This is a genomic window from Pelagibius sp. (assembly GCF_028281305.1).
In the GTDB taxonomy this organism is placed as follows: domain Bacteria; phylum Pseudomonadota; class Alphaproteobacteria; order Kiloniellales; family Kiloniellaceae; genus Pelagibius.
The window spans coordinates 33,312-49,459 of record NZ_JANQKD010000062.1 but is presented as its reverse complement, the minus strand read 5'-3'; the positions used below and the strand labels follow the sequence as shown (position 1 = coordinate 49,459).

Annotated in this window: 17 protein-coding genes; 10 read left to right on the top strand and 7 right to left on the bottom strand. The window is 67.0% G+C overall.

Annotated features, from left to right (window positions below):
• From Q0982_RS13295 to Q0982_RS13265, 7 genes are all read left to right on the top strand, one after another.
• The coding region (locus tag Q0982_RS13295; protein WP_299396344.1) for an FAD-binding protein at nt 1-1,195 on the top strand (1,195 nt) is incomplete at its 5' end.
• Between the two features lie 72 nt (nt 1,196-1,267).
• Nucleotides 1,268-2,047: a succinate dehydrogenase iron-sulfur subunit gene (locus tag Q0982_RS13290; RefSeq protein ID WP_299396342.1), complete on the top strand. Its 780-nt coding sequence runs from the start codon at nt 1,268-1,270 to the stop codon at nt 2,045-2,047.
• A 77-nt stretch (nt 2,048-2,124) separates the two neighbouring features.
• Entirely contained in the window at nt 2,125-2,475 is a 351-nt protein-coding gene (locus tag Q0982_RS13285) for a hypothetical protein (RefSeq protein WP_299396341.1), read from the top strand.
• Between the two features lie 116 nt (nt 2,476-2,591).
• A complete protein-coding gene (locus Q0982_RS13280; RefSeq protein ID WP_299396339.1) occupies nt 2,592-3,320 on the top strand; it encodes an FMN-binding negative transcriptional regulator in 729 nt (242 codons plus the stop codon).
• Nucleotides 3,268-4,380, top strand: a complete 1,113-nt coding sequence (locus Q0982_RS13275) for a glycerophosphodiester phosphodiesterase (protein WP_299396338.1) — start codon at nt 3,268-3,270, stop codon at nt 4,378-4,380. Before Q0982_RS13280 ends, Q0982_RS13275 begins: the two co-directional genes overlap by 53 nt.
• A gap of 80 nt (nt 4,381-4,460) precedes the next feature.
• A complete protein-coding gene (locus Q0982_RS13270) occupies nt 4,461-5,750 on the top strand; it encodes an NAD(P)H-binding protein (RefSeq protein ID WP_299396336.1) in 1,290 nt (429 codons plus the stop codon).
• Nucleotides 5,750-6,223 (top strand): DUF2269 domain-containing protein, encoded by a 474-nt coding sequence (locus Q0982_RS13265; RefSeq protein WP_299396335.1) that lies wholly within the window; start codon nt 5,750-5,752, stop codon nt 6,221-6,223. Before Q0982_RS13270 ends, Q0982_RS13265 begins: the two co-directional genes overlap by 1 nt.
• Nucleotides 6,224-6,237: 14 nt before the next feature.
• Here Q0982_RS13265 and Q0982_RS13260 read toward each other — a convergent pair whose 3' ends face one another.
• A complete protein-coding gene (locus Q0982_RS13260) occupies nt 6,238-6,444 on the bottom strand; it encodes a DUF6494 family protein (protein ID WP_299396334.1) in 207 nt (68 codons plus the stop codon).
• A 205-nt stretch (nt 6,445-6,649) separates the two neighbouring features.
• Between Q0982_RS13260 and Q0982_RS13255 the strand changes: the two genes are divergently transcribed.
• From Q0982_RS13255 to Q0982_RS13245, 3 genes are all read left to right on the top strand, one after another.
• Nucleotides 6,650-7,444, top strand: coding sequence for a phytanoyl-CoA dioxygenase family protein (locus Q0982_RS13255; protein ID WP_299396333.1), 795 nt, complete (start codon nt 6,650-6,652; stop codon nt 7,442-7,444).
• A 47-nt stretch (nt 7,445-7,491) separates the two neighbouring features.
• A complete protein-coding gene (locus tag Q0982_RS13250; protein ID WP_299396331.1) occupies nt 7,492-8,853 on the top strand; it encodes an NAD(P)H-dependent oxidoreductase in 1,362 nt (453 codons plus the stop codon).
• A 473-nt stretch (nt 8,854-9,326) separates the two neighbouring features.
• Nucleotides 9,327-9,689: a hypothetical protein gene (locus Q0982_RS13245; RefSeq protein WP_299396330.1), complete on the top strand. Its 363-nt coding sequence runs from the start codon at nt 9,327-9,329 to the stop codon at nt 9,687-9,689.
• Nucleotides 9,690-9,825: 136 nt separating this feature from the next.
• Here the strand turns inward: Q0982_RS13245 and Q0982_RS13240 are convergent, their stop codons facing one another.
• The 6 genes from Q0982_RS13240 to Q0982_RS13215 form a co-directional block, all read right to left on the bottom strand.
• Nucleotides 9,826-10,527, bottom strand: coding sequence for a glutathione S-transferase N-terminal domain-containing protein (locus Q0982_RS13240; protein ID WP_299396328.1), 702 nt, complete (start codon nt 10,525-10,527; stop codon nt 9,826-9,828).
• Nucleotides 10,528-10,668: 141 nt separating this feature from the next.
• Complete coding sequence (locus Q0982_RS13235) at nt 10,669-11,493, bottom strand: phosphodiesterase (protein ID WP_299396327.1); 825 nt, start codon at nt 11,491-11,493, stop codon at nt 10,669-10,671.
• A 118-nt stretch (nt 11,494-11,611) separates the two neighbouring features.
• The gene (locus Q0982_RS13230) at nt 11,612-12,856 is read right to left on the bottom strand and encodes an extracellular solute-binding protein (RefSeq protein ID WP_299396325.1); all 1,245 of its coding nucleotides are present in this window, start codon (nt 12,854-12,856) and stop codon (nt 11,612-11,614) included.
• Nucleotides 12,857-12,999: 143 nt separating this feature from the next.
• Nucleotides 13,000-13,974 carry a carbohydrate ABC transporter permease gene (locus Q0982_RS13225; RefSeq protein WP_299396324.1) on the bottom strand — a complete coding sequence of 325 codons (975 nt, stop codon included), beginning with the start codon at nt 13,972-13,974 and terminating at the stop codon, nt 13,000-13,002.
• Entirely contained in the window at nt 13,971-14,891 is a 921-nt protein-coding gene (locus Q0982_RS13220; RefSeq protein WP_299396323.1) for a carbohydrate ABC transporter permease, read from the bottom strand. The genes Q0982_RS13225 and Q0982_RS13220 overlap by 4 nt, the downstream gene beginning before the upstream one ends.
• Complete coding sequence (locus Q0982_RS13215; protein WP_299396322.1) at nt 14,891-16,141, bottom strand: ABC transporter ATP-binding protein; 1,251 nt, start codon at nt 16,139-16,141, stop codon at nt 14,891-14,893. Before Q0982_RS13215 ends, Q0982_RS13220 begins: the two co-directional genes overlap by 1 nt.
• Nucleotides 16,142-16,148: the final 7 nt, after the last annotated feature.

Sequence of the window (16,148 nt, the reverse complement as noted above, 5' to 3'; positions counted from 1 at the left end):
CCAGATGGTGATCATCGCCACCGGCGGCTACGGGCGGGTCTACTTCTCCTGCACCGGCGCCCACACCCAGACCGGCGACGGCAACGCCATGGTGGCGCGCGCCGGCCTGCCTTTGCAGGACATGGAGTTCGTGCAGTTCCACCCCACCGGGATCTACGGCGCCGGCTGCCTGATCACCGAGGGCGCGCGCGGCGAAGGCGGCTACCTGACCAACTCCGAGGGCGAGCGCTTTATGGAACGCTACGCGCCTTCGGCCAAGGACCTGGCCAGCCGTGACGTGGTCAGCCGCGCCATGACCATGGAAATCCGCGACGGCCGCGGCGTAGGCGAGGCCGACGACCATATCCACCTGCACCTTGAACACTTGGAGCCGGCGCTGCTGCACGAGCGCCTGCCCGGCATCTCCGAATCCGCGCGCATCTTCGCCGGCGTCGACGTTACCAAGGAGCCGATCCCCGTGCTGCCCACCTGCCACTACAACATGGGCGGCATCCCGGCGATCTTCAGCGGCGAGGTGGTGACCGAAAGGGACGGCAACCCCAACACCGTGGTGCCCGGCCTTATGGCCATCGGCGAGGCGGCCTGCGTCTCCGTGCACGGCGCCAACCGCCTGGGCTCCAACTCGCTGCTCGACCTGGTGGTCTTCGGCCGTTCGGCGGCCAAGCGTTGCGCCGAGATCCTGACCCCCGGCGACACCCAGCGCCCGCTGCCGGAGGATGCCGGCGACTCTGCCCTCGACCGCCTCGACCGAACGCGCCACGCCAAGGGCGAGACGCCGACGGCGGAGCTGCGCCTGGAAATGCAGCGCGCCATGCAGAGCCACGCCGCCGTCTTCCGCACCGGCGAATCGCTCTCAGAAGGCGTCGGCAAGCTGGACCAGGCCTGGCAGAAGCGCGGCGACATCGCGGTGACCGACCGCTCGATGATCTGGAACTCCGACCTCGTCGAGACCCTCGAACTGGACAACCTGATGTTCCAGGCCAAGGTGACCATGGAATCGGCGGCCCAGCGCACCGAAAGCCGCGGCGCGCACGCCCGCGAGGACTTCTCCGAGCGCGATGACGCCAACTGGATGAAGCATACGCTGGCCTGGTGCGGCGAGGACGGCAAGGTGCGCTTCGGCAGCCGCCCGGTCAGCCTCAACACCCTGACAAACGAGGTCCAGACCTTCCCGCCCAAGGCGCGCGTCTACTAGGGCGCGTGCCGGGGCCGGGATCGACGGACCGCCCTTTAGCCTTTCCCGAAGTCTGAGAAGAGAAAGATTTCGATGGTCGAGTTTGCGCTTCCCGCCAATTCCAAGATCGGCAGCGGCAAGACCTGGCCGAAGCCGGCCGAGGCCGCGAAGACCAAGACCTTCCGGGTCTATCGCTGGAACCCCGACGACGGTGAGAACCCGAAGGTCGATACCTACGAGCTGGACCTGGAATCCTGCGGGCCGATGGTTCTGGACGCGCTGATCAAGATCAAGAACGAGATCGATCCGACGCTGACCTTCCGCCGCTCCTGCCGCGAGGGTGTCTGCGGCTCCTGCGCCATGAACATCGACGGCACCAACACGCTGGCCTGCACCAAGTACCTCAGCGAGATCAAGGGCGAGGTGAAGGTCTATCCCTTGCCGCACATGCCTGTCGTGAAGGACCTGGTGCCGGACCTGACCCAGGTCTACGCGCAGTACGCCTCCATCGAGCCCTGGCTGAAGACCGAGACCCCGGCGCCGGAGCGCGAGCGCCCGCAGAGCCCGGAAGAGCGCGCCAAGCTGGACGGCCTCTGGGAGTGCATTCTCTGCTTCTCCTGCTCCACCTCCTGCCCCAGCTACTGGTGGAACGGCGACCGCTATCTCGGTCCCGCCATCCTGCTGCAGGCCTACCGCTGGATCGCCGACAGCCGCGACGAGGCGACGGGCGAGCGCCTGGACCAGTTGGAAGATCCCTTCCGGCTCTACCGCTGCCACACCATCATGAACTGCACCAAGACCTGCCCGAAGGGCCTGAACCCGGCGAAGGCCATCGCCGAGATCAAGAAGCTGATGGTGGAGCGCAAGGGCTGAGGCGCGCTGGCGGTTTAGTTGTCCAGAGGCCGCGTACAATCCTGGCGTTCGGCGCTGCGGCGCACTACTTCTAGGGCATGATCCTGATCCTGCGAACGGTTCTTGCGGTGGTGATCGCCGGGGCCGCCGGGACGCTGGCCAACGCGGCGGCGGCCGGCCTGTTCCTGCGTCCCGACCTCTTCGAGCGTCTGGCCGTGGTGCCGAACCGCTACGTCATCGCCATCGCCTTCGTCGCCGCCGTGCCACTGATCTACCGCCTGCTGCGCGGCGCCTGGGGCGCCGTCGTCGCGCTGGTGCTGCTGACGCTGGCGCCCTCGCTGCTCGCCAAACTCGGCCTCGGCGCCATGACCCCCTGGTCCACCGTGCTGGCGCTGAACTTCGTCTACGGTCTCGTCGCCCTCATCGCCTACCGCCTGGTGCTGCGCTGACGACGGTGATCAGCCGAAAAGTGGTCCGCCGTGTTCGGTCTCTAGTGGCCCTTTTGCGGGACCGCCCGGCTGCCTAGTCTGCGCCGCCGCACCGCAGTCAGACCGGACCCCGTCCCATGTTCGTCCCCAAGGCTTTCCGCCTCGACGACCGTCGGCAGATCGCCGCGGTCATCGAGGCCTTCAACTTCGGCCTCCTGATCACCGCCCCCGACGGCGTGGCGCAGGCAAGCCACCTGCCGTTCCTTTATGACCCGGCGCCCAATCCCGACGGCGGGCCGGAGGGCACGCTGCTGGCCCATCTCGCCCGCGCCAATCCGCAGTGGCGCGACTTCGAGGCCCTGGCCGCCCGCGGCCAGCAGGCGCTGGCGGTCTTTCAGGGCCCGCACAGTTACATCTCGCCGACCACCTACGGCGGTGGGCCGCCGACGGTGCCGACCTGGAACTACGTGGCAGTGCATGCCTACGGCATCCCGCGGATCGTCGACGACCCGCTCGCCCTGCGCGGCATGCTCGACCGCCTGGTGGCCCTGCATGAGGACGGAGCGCGGCAGCCCTGGTCGACGCAGGGCTTGGAGGACGGCTTTATGACGGCCATGATGCGCGGGGTCGTCGCCTTCGAGATTCCGGTGGCGCGGCTTGAGGCCAAGGCGAAGCTCAGCCAGAACAAAAAGCCGGAGCAGCTTGCCGCCGCGACCGCCGTGCTGGAGACGGCGGAGGACCCGCTGGCACGCCAGACCGGCGCCTGGATGCGCGCCGCCCATTCGCGCCTTGAGGAGAAGGTCCGAGCCGAGCATGACGCCAAGCGAGACCCCGAGCGAGAACAGGGAGCCGAAGGACCCGGCTGAGCCGCCCCGCGAGCGCCTGTCGCGCGCCTCGCGCTTCTGGCTGGGCTGCACCCTCGGCCTCCTGGGCCTCGCCGCCGTGGCGTTCTTCTTTCCCGGCGACCCGCCGGAGGCGGGACTGGGCCGCATCGCCGCGTCCTTCGATCTTCAGGGCCATCGCGGCGCCCGCGGACTGATGCCGGAGAACAGTCTGCCGGCCTTCGAGGCGGCGCTGGCGCTGGGCGTCACCACCCTGGAACTGGACACGGTGATGACCGCCGACGGCGCGGTGGTGGTGCATCACGACCGCCGCCTGATGCCGGAGCGCACCCGCGATGCGGCGGGCAACTGGCTGGAGGAGGAGGGCGCCGCGCCGGTGATCGGCCTCACCCGGGCAGAACTGGCGGCCTACGACATCGGCCGCGCCCGCCCGGGCAGCCAGGTCGCACGGCGCTATCCCGAGCAGCAGGGCATGGACGGCGTCGCCATTCCCAGCCTGGCCGAAGTGCTGGCCCGGGCCGAGGCGCTGAGCGGCGGTCAGATCCGCTACAACATCGAGACCAAGATCTCGCCGCTGTCGCCCGACGATTCGGCGGAGCCGGCAGCCTTCGCCGCCGCGCTGGTGGAGACGATCCGTGCCGCCGGCGTCGCCGAGCGGGCGGCGGTGCAGTCCTTCGACTGGCGCACGCTTCTGCGGGTGCAGGAGATCGCGCCGGAGATCGAAACCGTCTATCTCACCGCCGAGCAGTCCTGGCTCGACAACCTGGACCGCGGCGCGCGCCAGACTTCGCCCTGGATCGGCGGGCTGGCCATTGACTGGTCCGAGGTGACGCCGCCGGCGGCGGTGAAGGCGGCCGGCGGCGCCGTCTGGTCGCCCTTCTACCGCGACCTGCGCGCGCAGGACCTGCGGGAGGCCCAGGCCCTCGGCCTGCGCGTCGTGGTCTGGACGGTGAACGATCCGGACGACATGGCGTCCCTCATCGATCTCGGCGTCGACGGCATCATCACCGATTACCCGGACCGCGCCCGCCGCGTCATGGAACAGAAAGAGATGCCGCTGCCGCCCGCCTTCCCGGCAGACTGAGCCGCGGCAAGCGGTCCTCTATCGTTTGCACCGCGGCCCGGTTAGACTCCGCGGCAGGTTTGTCGGGGGAATCGTTTTCGATGCGGGTTTTGATAACCGGTGCCAATGGCTTCATCGGTGCCCAGTTGACAGCCGCGCTCATTGCTTCGGGGCACCAGGTCGTGGCGGCGGTGCGCGATCCAGCCAAGCTCGCGGCCCGCTTTCCGGACATCGAGACGATTGCCGCCGACATGAACCACGACACCACGGCGGCTGTCTGGCGCGAGCGTTTGGGGGGCGTGGACGCCGCCATCAACTGCGCCGGTGTGCTGCAGGGCGGGCGCGGACAGGATATGGAGGCGATCCATCACCTGGCGCCGGCGGCACTGTTCGACGCCTGCCGGGAAGCCGGTGTGAAGCGCGTGATCCAGATCTCCGCCATCAGCGCGGACGCGGAGGCCGGGACAGACTATGCACTCTCCAAAAAGCGCGCCGATGACCATCTGAAGGGCCTCGATCTCGACTGGATCGTGCTGCGGCCCTCGCTGGTCTACGGCGAAGGCGCCTACGGCGGTACCGCCATGCTGCGCGCCCTGGCCGCTTTCCCCGGGGTAACGCCGCTGGTGGGCGGCGGGACTCAGCCCTTTCGACCGCTGCACGTCGAAGACCTCGCCCGGACGGTGATCGCCTGCCTGGAGCGGTCCGATCTGGCGCGCCGCGTGCTGGAGCCGGTTGGGCCCCGGATCGAAACCTTGAAGTCCATCGTCGCCCAATACCGGGCCTGGCTGGGCCGCCCACCGGCGCGGCCGCTGCCGATCCCGCTGTCCCTGGTCCGCGCGCTTTGCCGCCTGGGGGATCTTTTCGGCCGCGGGCCGCTGTCCTCCAACGCGCTGGCCCAGATGGAATACGGCAACGCCGGGCGGGAGACCGGCTTCGCAGAAGTCATCGGCTTTCAGCCGGCGCCGCTTTCTGAACGTCTGCAACAGCGCCCGGCCCAGACCCAGGACCTCTGGCATGCCCGCCTCTACCTTTTGCGCCCGCTGCTGCGCGGCGTGCTGGTGCTGCTGTGGCTGGCTTCCGGCCTGTTGGGCCTGGCAACCCTCAAGGCCTTCGCCCTTCCGTTGCTGACCGGCTTCGGTCTGCCGCCGGCGTTGGCGACGGTCACAGCCATCTCCACCTCGCTGCTCGACCTGGTAATCGCCGCCCTGCTGGCGGTCAACTGGCGCCCGCGCCTCACGGGGCTGCTGCAATTGGCGGTGATCGCCAGCTACACCGCGGTGCTGACCCTGGCCGCCCCGGCGTTGTGGGCCGACCCTTTCGGACCGCTGCTGAAAAACCTGCCGATCCTCGTGCTCGTGCTGGTGCAGATGGTCCTGGCGGAAGAGCGGTGATGGATCCCTACGTTTTCGTGCGCGGCCTGCACATCTTCAGCGCCTTCATTCTCTTCGGCACCGGTCTGGGCACCGCCTTTCACATGTATGTGGCCTGCCGCAGCGGTGCCGTCGCCGGCATTGCGCGCGTGACCCGCCAGGTGGTGCTGGCCGACAGGCTGTTCACCCTGCCGGCGGGCTTCATCCAGCTCGCGACCGGGCTGTGGCTGATCCACCTGGCCGGCCACGACCTGGCCGCACCCTGGCTGCTGCTCAGTTATCTGCTTTACGCCACGGCCGGCGCCGCCTGGCTGGTGGTGGTGAAGCTGCAGTTGGACCTGCAGCGTCTGGCCATCACCGCAATGGATCAAGATTCAGACCTGCCTGATCGCTTCTGGCGGGCTTTCGCGCTCTGGGTGCGCCTCGGCTGGGTCGGTTTTGTCAGCCTGATCGGCGTCTTTGTCCTGATGGTCGCCCGGCCCGCGCTGTGGTGACCGGCTGAAGGACCTCAGCCGAGCGAGATGTCACCGGTGATTTCGTGGCTCAGGTCCAGGCCCTCGATGGAGAGTACAATCTTGGCCTTCAGGGTTTCGGAGCCGCCGAGCTTGCCGCTGTCGATGGCGCTGCGCACGGCCCCTTCGATCTCGCGCTGGGAGGTGACGCCGACTTTCTTCAGGAACTTGCGCAGCTCCATGTTGAAGGTCTCTTCGTCCATGACCTGACGACTCCTTTTCGGAAATGAGTTTGCCTTGGTCCCCTTGATAGCGGCCCGGCCCCCAAGCGCCAAGTCTTCTCGGGCCAAGCCTTCTCGGACAAGATGCCGCGGAGCGCTTTGCCAGCAGCGGCGCTTTGAGGGATACTGGGACAAATCGAAACCAAGAGGCGCTCGCATGAAGGCGCCTTGCCCAGGGAGATGACGCATGCAGCTGACCGACGCCCAGCGCGCGGACTTCGACCGCGACGGCTATGTTTTTCTGCCCCAGGTGTTTTCGGAGCAAGAGACCGCAGTGCTGCGTTCCGAAGCGGAGCGGGTCTTCGCGCTGGAGCGCGAGGAGGTCTGGCGCGAAAGCTCCGGCGCCGCGCGCACGGCCTTCGCCGCCCAGACCTACAGCGAGCCCTTCCGCCGCCTGGGCCTGCATCCGCGGCTGGTGGAGCCCGTCATGCAGTTGCTGGACGGGCCGGTCTACCTGCACCAGTACAAGGTCAACGCCAAGGCCGCCTTCGACGGCGAGGTCTGGCAGTGGCACCAGGACTACGGCACCTGGGCGCGCGACGATGGGATGCCGGAGGCGCGGGCGATGAACATCGCCCTCTTCCTCGACGCGGTGACGGCGGTCAACGGCCCGCTGATGTTCATCCCACGCAGCCACAAGCAGGGCGTCTTCGAGGCCGGGCACGACCTGGAAACCACCTCCTATCCGCTCTGGACCCTGGACCGGGAGACGGTGACGCGGCTGGCCGAGGAGGGTGGCATCGTCGCGCCCACCGGGCCCGCGGGCTCGGTGCTGATGTTCCACTGCAACCTGGTGCACGCCAGCCCGCCCAACATCAGCCCCTGGCGGCGCACCATCGTCTATCTCTCGCTCTGCCACGTCGACAATCACATCCGCCAGTTCAAGCGGCCGGAATGGGTGGCGCACCGCGACTTCGCACCCATCGCGCCGCTGGCCGACGACTGCCTGTCCGAACTGGCGGCGGGCGCGGCGGCTGAGTAGCGCGCCAGCGACGAACCCGGCAGCGAACAACCCGAAGGAACTCTCCGATGAACCTGCACAGCCTTCTTGCCCGCCGTGCCGCGGCGGATCAGCCCTTGCGGATCGGCCTGATCGGCGCCGGCAAGTTCGGCGCCATGTTCCTCTCCCAGGCCGGGCGCACGCCCGGGTTCCATGTGGCGGCCATCGCCGATCTGTCGCCGGAGCGGGCGCGCGCTTCCTTGCAGCGCATCGGCTGGCCGGAGGAACAGGCCGGTGCCGGGACCATCGATGCGGCCCTGGCCCAGGGCACGACCTGGATTACCGACGACGTCGAGGCACTGTTCGGGACCGATGCGATCGAGGTCGTCATCGATGCCACCGGCCATCCCGCAGCCGGCATCCGCCATGCGCGCCTGGCCTTTGCCCACGGCAAGCACATCGTCATGGTGAACGTGGAGGCCGACGCCCTGGCCGGGCCCCTGCTGGCTGCGGAGGCGGAGCGGGCCGGCGTGGTCTACAGCCTTGCCTACGGCGATCAGCCTGCCTTGATCTGCGAGATGGTGGATTGGGCGCGCACCTGCGGGCTTCCCGTGGTCGCCGCGGGCAAGGGCACCAAGTACCTGCCGTCCTACCACAGCCTCACGCCCGACGACGTCTGGGAGCGTTACGGCATTTCCCCGGAGGACGCGGCGCGCGGCGGCATGAACCCGCAGATGTTCAACTCCTTCATGGACGGCACCAAGTCGGCCATCGAAATGGCCTCGGTGGCCAACGCCACCGGCCTCACGCCCGCGCCGGGCGGACTGGAGTTCCCGCCGGTCGGTGCCGACGACCTGGCCAAGGTGCTGCGGCCGGCGGCGGAAGGCGGCTGTCTCGCCCACAAAGGCCAGGTGGAAGTCGTCTCCTCCCTCGCGCGCGACGGCGGCGCAATCGACCGCGACCTGCGCTGGGGCGTCTACATCGTTTTCGAGGCGCCGAGCGACTACGTGAAGCACTGCTTCAGCGAGTATGGCCTGGCGAGCGATCCGGAGGGGCGCTACGCGGCGATGTACAAGCCCTATCACCTGATCGGCTTGGAGCTCGGCATCTCGGTCGCCTATGCCGGCCTGCTGGGGCAGCCGACAGGCGCGCCGCGCGGCTGGAACGGCGATGTGGTCGCCACGGCCAAGCGCGACCTGAAGGCGGGAGAGACGTTGGACGGCGAGGGCGGCTACACGGTCTGGGGCAAGCTGATGCCGGCGGCCGACAGCCTCGCCAGGGGATGTCTGCCGCTCGGCCTTGCGCAGGGCATCACGCTGGCGCGGCCGGTGGCCGAGGGCGCGGCGCTCTGTTGGGACGACGTGGTCGTCGATGCGAATGACCCCAGCGTCGCTTGCCGCCGCGACATGGAACGGCACTTCGCTGCGCGCGGGACACAGGCCGCGGAGTAGTCGGTGCCCTGTTCAGATGGTCGCTGCGGCTGTCGTCGGGTCAGTTCGCGCTGACAGTTTACCTAGGACAGGAGGCCTGACGGCGTCGCTCCGCAGCTTGTCCGCGGCGGCGCGGAGCCCCATATGTTTCTTAGAAGCAACAAGGCTTCTTAGGTTCGGCAGAAGCCGGGAACCTACAGCGGGTGGTCTGCTTGTGAACGGTGGACCGGACCTCGCAACGGTCGCAGATAGGGCCGGCACATAAGGGTTTCGCCTGATACCAAAGACTTAGTGCCCGTCTCCGATGGGCTCTGTGCGCCGCCGGAAGAGGCGGGGCCATGTGGCAAAACCCACCGCATCTCCGCAACGATGACGGCATGATGGGTTCTCGGTCGGGAATATACCCGCCGACTCGGCGTTGTCCCTGTGAGATCCGAACGAAGACATATCGCGGACAGGCAGGCACCGCCGAAAACGAGGAAGGAGACAGTATCATGCGCAAGAAGAACGCACATCCGGGGGGACTGATGAATCGCCTGGGCGCGTCGGTCTTCGCGCTCACGCTGTCAGCCCCTCTCGTGCTCGCGGCCCTGACTGCCGCATCCGATCCCGCCGAAGCGCAGGGCCCGCAGTGCGCGCCGCGCGAGGCGATCCTGAAGAGCCTCTCCAAAAACTATAAGGAAGCGCCGGTCAACATGGGCGTGACCTCGACCGGTTCGCTGCTTGAGGTTCTGGCCAGCCCGAGCGGTAGCTGGACCATCCTGGTGACCGTGCCCGGCGGGCCGACCTGCATGGTCTCGTCCGGCGAAGGCTGGCGTGACTCGCCCGTCCAGGTCGCCCAGGAGCCGGCGGTCTAAGACGCCGGAAAACCACATTACCGATCGAAGCATGCTTCGAGACGGCGCTTCGCACCTCCTCAGCATGAGGGCTTAGACTGATCCTCATCTTGAGGGGCGGAGCGGAGCCTAGAAAGATCGGCGGGTGGTTGCCTGATCAAGCGGCCGTGTCGTAAGCGGTGACAGATCGCGCCAAGCCATCGAAGAGGTCGAGCATGCAGCTGCGCCAGACGCGCAAGGCGCCCTCCTCTGCGGCCAGGATATCCTGGTCGCAGACGGAGCGGGCCCACTGGAACTCGGCAAAAACCAGGTAGTCGCCATAGGCCGGGCGCTCGCCGCAGAAAAACGGCGATTCGTTCAGCCGCTGGCGCAAGGGCTCCAAAACCGGATCGAGCGCTTCCAGAAAGACGGCGCGCTTGGTCGCCAGGGCTTCCAGGCTTTCGCCATAGCGCGTCTCGCGGGTCTGGCGGTAGTAGGTCCGGTCGTCCGGATGCGCCGCCGCCAGCGCGTAGGGCGCGAGGATCGGGCTCAGCGCCTTCTGCAGGCCGTGGTCCACCCAGAGGTTGACGAAGCGCGCCATGGCGCGCCCGCCCGAACCGTCGAACAGCGAGGGGGCGTCGGGGTAGGTGTCTTCCAGATAGCAGGCAATGTTCCAGGAATCGCTGACCACCGCCTCGCCATCGACCAGCACCGGCACCTTGGCCTGTCCGCTGAAAGCGATAAGGTCCGCCTCTGTGAACTTGACCGTGCGGTAGTTCGGCTTCAGGCCCTTGTGGGCCAGCGCCAAGCGCGCCCGCCAGCAATAGGGACTGGGCCGCCGGTCGTCGGCGCAAAGCCTTTCATAGAGTTCCAAAGCCATGGTCTTCGCCTGCCGCCGTCGGGAAAGGATGTCCGGCGGATCGTGGCGAAGTGAGCGAGTCTTGCCAAGCTCGATTTGGCCAAGCTCGATTTGGCCAAGCTCGATTTGGCCAAGACCGGAGTGGGCCGGCGGCGCTCGCGGTCAGCGCGCCATGGTGGCGCGGTCCCAGTCGGCGTAGTCCGGCGAACCTTCGACGCGCACGGCCCCTTCGTAGCCGAACTCGATCATCTGCACGGTCACTGAGCCGTGGTCGGCGAAGATCACGGCGTAGGACTCCGGCAGGTCGCTGTTGGAAAGAAACGTCGCTTCGCTGTAGTTCGGCCAGCCGGCGTGGTTGGTGCCGCGCGGCGCGCTGGTCGGGATACCGCGGAACGATCCCGACAGCGGCAGGTGGCAGTGTCCGTGGAAGATATGAGCGATTTTCTCACGGTGCGCGGCGACCACATCGCCAAAGGCCTCCGCGTCCAGCAGCATGATCTTGTCCATCGGCGGAATGTGGGTCGGCGCGGGATTGTGGTGCATGAAGAGGAAGACCTGGCGCTCCGCCTCGGCCAGGCGGTTATGCAGCCAGGCCAGTCGCGCCGAGTCGTAGTGCCCGGCGTGCGACTCCGGGCCCCAGGTGTCGATGACGATGGCGTCCCCTGCAGAGAGCGCAAGGACCTGCTGCACATGGCCGTCCTCGTCGGCAAGCTCCGGGAAGACTTCCAGAAAGGTCGGGCGGTCGTCGTGATTGCCGATGCAGAGGTGGATCGGCAGGGGACAGCGCTCCACATGGCGGCGCAGCAGTTCGTAGTCGGCCTTTTCGCCCCAGTCGGAAAGGTCGCCGGTGATGAACACGGCTTCGGCGTCCGGATGTTGCTCGGCCGCATGGTTCAGCGCCTTGGCGAAGTTGGCGTTGGGGTCTCGCCCGGCGATGGTCTGGCCGGGGATGGTCAGATGAATGTCGGTCAGTTGTAGAAGTTTCATGGCGGTCTCCCGGGACGGCGCTTGACAGACAGGGGCGGTCGGCCGGACCCATGGGTCCGGCCCAGTCGGCTTTTCTGCCGGCGCCCCTGCCAAGTGAAAGAGCAAGGCAACGTCTGGGTCAGTTCAGCAGGTCGCCCACTTCTTCCGAGAGTTCTTCCTGAAGCTCTGTCATGTCGTCGTGATCGCCGACGACGATCCCCTCGATGCCGTCATAGATCACCTGGGTGATCGCCAGTCCGTTGTCGCCCGGATAGGCCTGCCACTCGCGCAGCAGCGGCAACTGGTCGACGGCGGTCTGCTTGTTGGGGTTCTGCTGATAGAAGTCCGCCAGAATGATTTCGTTGGCGGCCTTGTTTGGCGGCATGTAGCCGGTGGTGCGCGCCACGTCCGCCGCACCTTCGCCTGACGTGATGAACTTCAGCCACTTCCAGGCGGCTTCCAGTTCCGCCGGATCTTCCGAGGTCGAGACCAGCATGGCCGAGTTGCCGCCGGCCGGCAGGCCCTTGGGCGTGCCCTCGATGCCGGGGAAGGGCCCGGTTTTCAGTTCGAAGTCGCCTTGGGAGCGTTCCACCGCGCCCAGCGCCGAGGTCGACCAGAACATCATGCCGATCTCGCCGGCGGAAAACGACGAGAGCGCGGCTTTCCATTCCAGGTTCTGCATCTCGCAGCCACGGAAGATCTTTTTCATGGTCTCCAGAGAAGTCAGCGCCTCGGCGCTGTCGAGGGAGACCTTGGTGCCCTCGACGGTGGGTTTCTCCTGGGTCCACATCAGCGCCTGCAGGAACCAGTTGCCGGTGATGTTCCAGCCCCAGAAGACCGGGTTTCTGACGCCATTGGCCTGCATGGTCTCGCAGGCGGCCACCACCTCGTCCCAGGTCTGCGGCAGTTTGTCGATGCCGCCGGCCTTCAGCACGTCCATGTTGTAGTAGCCGACGGGCAGGGAGACCGAGAACGGCAGGCCGTAGACCTGGTTCTCGAAGGTGCCGAGGTCCAGCATTGCCTTGTGATAGCCGTCCTTCTCGAAAGCGGCTTCTTCGGCGATGAAAGGCTCCAGCGAACGGGCGATACCCTTTTCCACCAGGATGGCCTGACGGTTCAGGCCCTGCATGGTGACGTCGGGCAGGTTGCCGGCGACGGCTTCGCGCAGAATGGTGTTGGTGCCGTCCTCGTAGGATTCGTAGGTGGCGCGGAACTTGATCTCGATGTTCGGGTTCTCGGCGTAGAACTTGGGCAGGATCCTTTCATAGGTCACATCGAAGAGATGGCTGTAGGGATAGCCGAATTCGACGACGATCTTGTCTTCGGCCAGGGCCGGTCCGCTCAGCAGTCCGACGACCGCCACGGTGGTCAACAAAGCTTTCATGCGTTATTTCTCCTCCTATCACAGAGGCGGCGGAGGGTGAGGCTGCCACTTCGCTCCCTTCGACCGCCCGATCGATCCCGCTTCGGCGGGAACCTTGCTACCCGGGGGTGCGGCTTTGCCGTACCCCCGATCTTTGTTCGGCGTCATTTCATTCCGGTCAGCGTAATCCCCTCGATAAAGCGGCGCTGGGCAATCAGAAAGGCGACGATCAGCGGCGTGACGATGATGGTCGCGGTGGCCATCATGGGGCCGAAGAAACTGCCGTCGGCGTCGCCCTTGAACTCCCGCAGACCCAATGGCGGCGTAAAGAGATCCCGATTGCCGGTGACCACGATGCGCGGCCAGAAGTAGTCGTTCCAATGGGCGACGACGGAAAAGATGGCGAAGGCCAGCAGCGCCGGCACTGCCGTCGGCAGCATGACCCGCCAGATGATGGCGAACTCGTTCATGCCGTCCATGCGCGCTGCGTCGATCAAGTCGTCCGGCACGGTCAGGAAGAACTGGCGCATCAGGAAAATGCCGAAGACCGAGATGGTCCAGGGAATGACCAGGGCGGCATAGGTGTTGGTCAGCCCGACCTTGGCGAGCATGATGTAGAGCGGCAGGGCGATGGCATGCACCGGGATCAGCAGGCAGAACAGCACCATGGAGAAGACGACCTCGCGGCCGCGCCAGCGCAGCTTCGCCAGGGCATAGGCGCAGGGCAGGGCGACGAGAACCTGGATAAAGAAGATCGAAGCGGTGACGATGACGCCGTTCAGCAGGTAGCGCAGCAGCGGCGCCTCGGAAAACGCCATGGTGTAGTTGAAAACCGCCGGGCGCCGCGAACAGGCTGCGCGCAGCTCGGCCATCAAGGCGGCCTGGATTTCCGAATCCGTGCTGCCGGGAAAGCGCTCCGCAGCGGCGGCGATGGCCGCGCGGTCCGGTTCGCCGCGCTTCACGCAGCGCTCGTCGATCATCATCGCCTGGCTGCCGAAGAAGCCGCCCTCGTTGCGCTCGATCTCGCCGGGGGACTTCAGCGAATAGGACAGCATGACGTAGAACGGCAGGATGACGATCAGCGCGCCGACGATCAGCACGGCATGCTTCCAGGTCTCGGCGGCGGAAAAGCGCGTCATGCGTAGTGCACCCGGCGTTCGATCAGCCAGCGCTGGATCAGGGTGAGGAAGAGGACGAAGACGAGGAAGATGATGGTGACCGCCGAGCCCAGGCCCATGAGGTTCTGCTGGATGCCTTTCTCGAAGATGGCGAACATCATCACGTAGACGGATTTCGAGGGGCCACCGCCCTGCGGATAGAAGGCCTCCACCGTATCGAAGACCTGGAAGCTGCGGATGCAGGTGATGGTGACGACGAAGACGGTGGTCGGCCCCAGCATCGGCCAGGTCACCAGCCGGAAGCGTTCCCAGCCCGAGCGCGCGCCGTCCATCTCCGCGGCGTGGTAGAGCTCGCGGGGCACGGAGGTGAGCCCGGCCAGATAGAGCACCATGTTGAAGCCGAAGCCCTGCCAGACGCCGATGAAGGCGACGGTCCAGATGGCGTAGTCCTTGTCGCCGAGCCAGAGCGGGAAGTTGCGCGCACAGCCCTGGGCGAAGAAGGGGATTGCCTCCAGCGCCGTGCCGCAGCTCATGGCCAGGGTCTCGTTCACCAGACCGACGGTCGGGTGCAGCGTGAATTCCCAGACGATGGCCATGGCCAGCAGCGCGGCCATGACCGGCAGGAAGTAGATCGTCTTGTAGAAGTCGCCGAAGCGCTGCAGGGAGTTGATCAGCAGCGCCGCGCCGAGACCCAGCCCGACCGCCAGCGGCACCACCACGGCTACATAGGTGAAGGTGGCAACGAACATCTTCTGAAAGGAGGAGCGGCTGACGATGCGGTCGTAGTTCTTCCAGCCGATCCAGTCGGCCGTGGTGTTGCCAAGGCTGTAGTCGGTGAAGGAAAGGGTGGCGGCCACCAGGATGGGCGCGATCAGAATCACGATCATCAGCACCACGGCCGGTGCGACGAACCAGATATGGGCGAAGGAGCGTGGCATCAGGACCCGGCCGCGGCTTCGCGCTGCGGGGCGTTTTGGGCGGTGTTGGCCGGGCGGACGAACGCCTTTGCGGCGCGCGCGACAGCCGCTAGGCCGGTGTCGGCGTCCTGGCCGGCGGTCTCGTCGCGGAAGCGCAGGCGCCGCCCGTCTTCGGCGAAGACCAGGGCCTTGTCGTGCCTGGGCACGGCGTGGACCCGCGCCCCCAGGCTGTAGTCCCGCGCCTCTTCGACGCCGGCGCGCACCACCAGCCGCAGGGTGCCGAGATCCAGGTGCAGATAGACATCGGCGCCCAGGTTTTCGCGATAAATCAGGCTGCCGGAGAGTGTGTCGCTGCCGGCCTGCGGCGACAGGGCGAAGTGCTCCGGCCGCAGGCCCGCCGTGACCTCACGGGGGGGCTGACCGGGCTCGGCGGCGAGCCGGCGCGTCAGCGCGATGCCCAGGCAGTGGACCCGCCCTTCGGCATCAGCCGCGCCGGGCAGCGCGTTGATCTTGGGCGAGCCGACGAACTCCGCCACCCGCAGGTCCGCCGGGTCGTCGTAGACGATCTGCGGGCGGTCGAGCTGCAGGATCTCGCCGCCCATCATCACCGCCATGCGGTCCGACATGGTCAGGGCTTCGGCCTGGTCATGGGTGACGTAGATGAAGGTCGTGCCCAGGCTGCGGTGCAGCTCGGCCAGTTCGGCGCGCATATGCACCCGCAGAGCGGCGTCCAGGTTCGACAGCGGCTCGTCCATGAGAAAGGCAGTGGGCTTGCGCACCATGGCCCGGCCCAGGGCAGCGCGCTGGCGCTGACCGCCGGAAAGCTGGCCCGGCTTGCGGTCGAGCAGCGTGTCGAGGCGCAGGACCTCGGCGGTTTCCGTCACCTGGCGGCGCAGGTCGGCGTACTTGGCGCGGGCCAGCAGCGGACCCAGCAGGGGCAGGCGCTCCCGGAAGGCAAGATCGCGCAGGCGCAGCGGCACCAGCATGTTCTCGGCGACGGTCAGGTGCGGATAGAGCGCGTAGGACTGGAAGACCATCGCCAGGTTGCGCTCCGCCGCCCGCACGCCGTTCACCAGCCGCTCGCCGATGCGCACCTCGCCGGCGCTCTGGGCCTCCAGGCCGGCGATGATCCGCAGCAGGGTCGACTTGCCGCAGCCGGAAGGGCCGACAAGCGTCAGGAATTCTCCAGCCTCGATGGAGAGATCGATCCCTTTCAGGACCTCGGTGCTTCCGAACGACTTCTGGATTTCAGTGAGACGAATGGTCGCCAACTGGATG

Bases quoted from the DNA above. Each gene is read 5' to 3' on its own strand.
- Q0982_RS13275 (WP_299396338.1), top strand. From the start codon at position 3,268: ATGACGCCAAGCGAGACCCCGAGCGAGAACAGGGAGCCGAAGGACCCG.
- Q0982_RS13280 (WP_299396339.1), top strand. From the start codon at position 2,592: ATGTTCGTCCCCAAGGCTTTCCGCCTCGACGACCGTCGGCAGATCGCC.
- Q0982_RS13240 (WP_299396328.1), bottom strand. From the start codon at position 10,527: ATGGCTTTGGAACTCTATGAAAGGCTTTGCGCCGACGACCGGCGGCCC.
- Q0982_RS13230 (WP_299396325.1), bottom strand. From the start codon at position 12,856: ATGAAAGCTTTGTTGACCACCGTGGCGGTCGTCGGACTGCTGAGCGGA.
- Q0982_RS13250 (WP_299396331.1), top strand. From the start codon at position 7,492: ATGAACCTGCACAGCCTTCTTGCCCGCCGTGCCGCGGCGGATCAGCCC.
- Q0982_RS13225 (WP_299396324.1), bottom strand. From the start codon at position 13,974: ATGACGCGCTTTTCCGCCGCCGAGACCTGGAAGCATGCCGTGCTGATC.
- Q0982_RS13270 (WP_299396336.1), top strand. From the start codon at position 4,461: ATGCGGGTTTTGATAACCGGTGCCAATGGCTTCATCGGTGCCCAGTTG.
- Q0982_RS13245 (WP_299396330.1), top strand. From the start codon at position 9,327: ATGCGCAAGAAGAACGCACATCCGGGGGGACTGATGAATCGCCTGGGC.
- Q0982_RS13290 (WP_299396342.1), top strand. From the start codon at position 1,268: ATGGTCGAGTTTGCGCTTCCCGCCAATTCCAAGATCGGCAGCGGCAAG.
- Q0982_RS13265 (WP_299396335.1), top strand. From the start codon at position 5,750: ATGGATCCCTACGTTTTCGTGCGCGGCCTGCACATCTTCAGCGCCTTC.
- Q0982_RS13285 (WP_299396341.1), top strand. From the start codon at position 2,125: ATGATCCTGATCCTGCGAACGGTTCTTGCGGTGGTGATCGCCGGGGCC.
- Q0982_RS13260 (WP_299396334.1), bottom strand. From the start codon at position 6,444: ATGGACGAAGAGACCTTCAACATGGAGCTGCGCAAGTTCCTGAAGAAA.
- Q0982_RS13220 (WP_299396323.1), bottom strand. From the start codon at position 14,891: ATGCCACGCTCCTTCGCCCATATCTGGTTCGTCGCACCGGCCGTGGTG.
- Q0982_RS13235 (WP_299396327.1), bottom strand. From the start codon at position 11,493: ATGAAACTTCTACAACTGACCGACATTCATCTGACCATCCCCGGCCAG.
- Q0982_RS13255 (WP_299396333.1), top strand. From the start codon at position 6,650: ATGCAGCTGACCGACGCCCAGCGCGCGGACTTCGACCGCGACGGCTAT.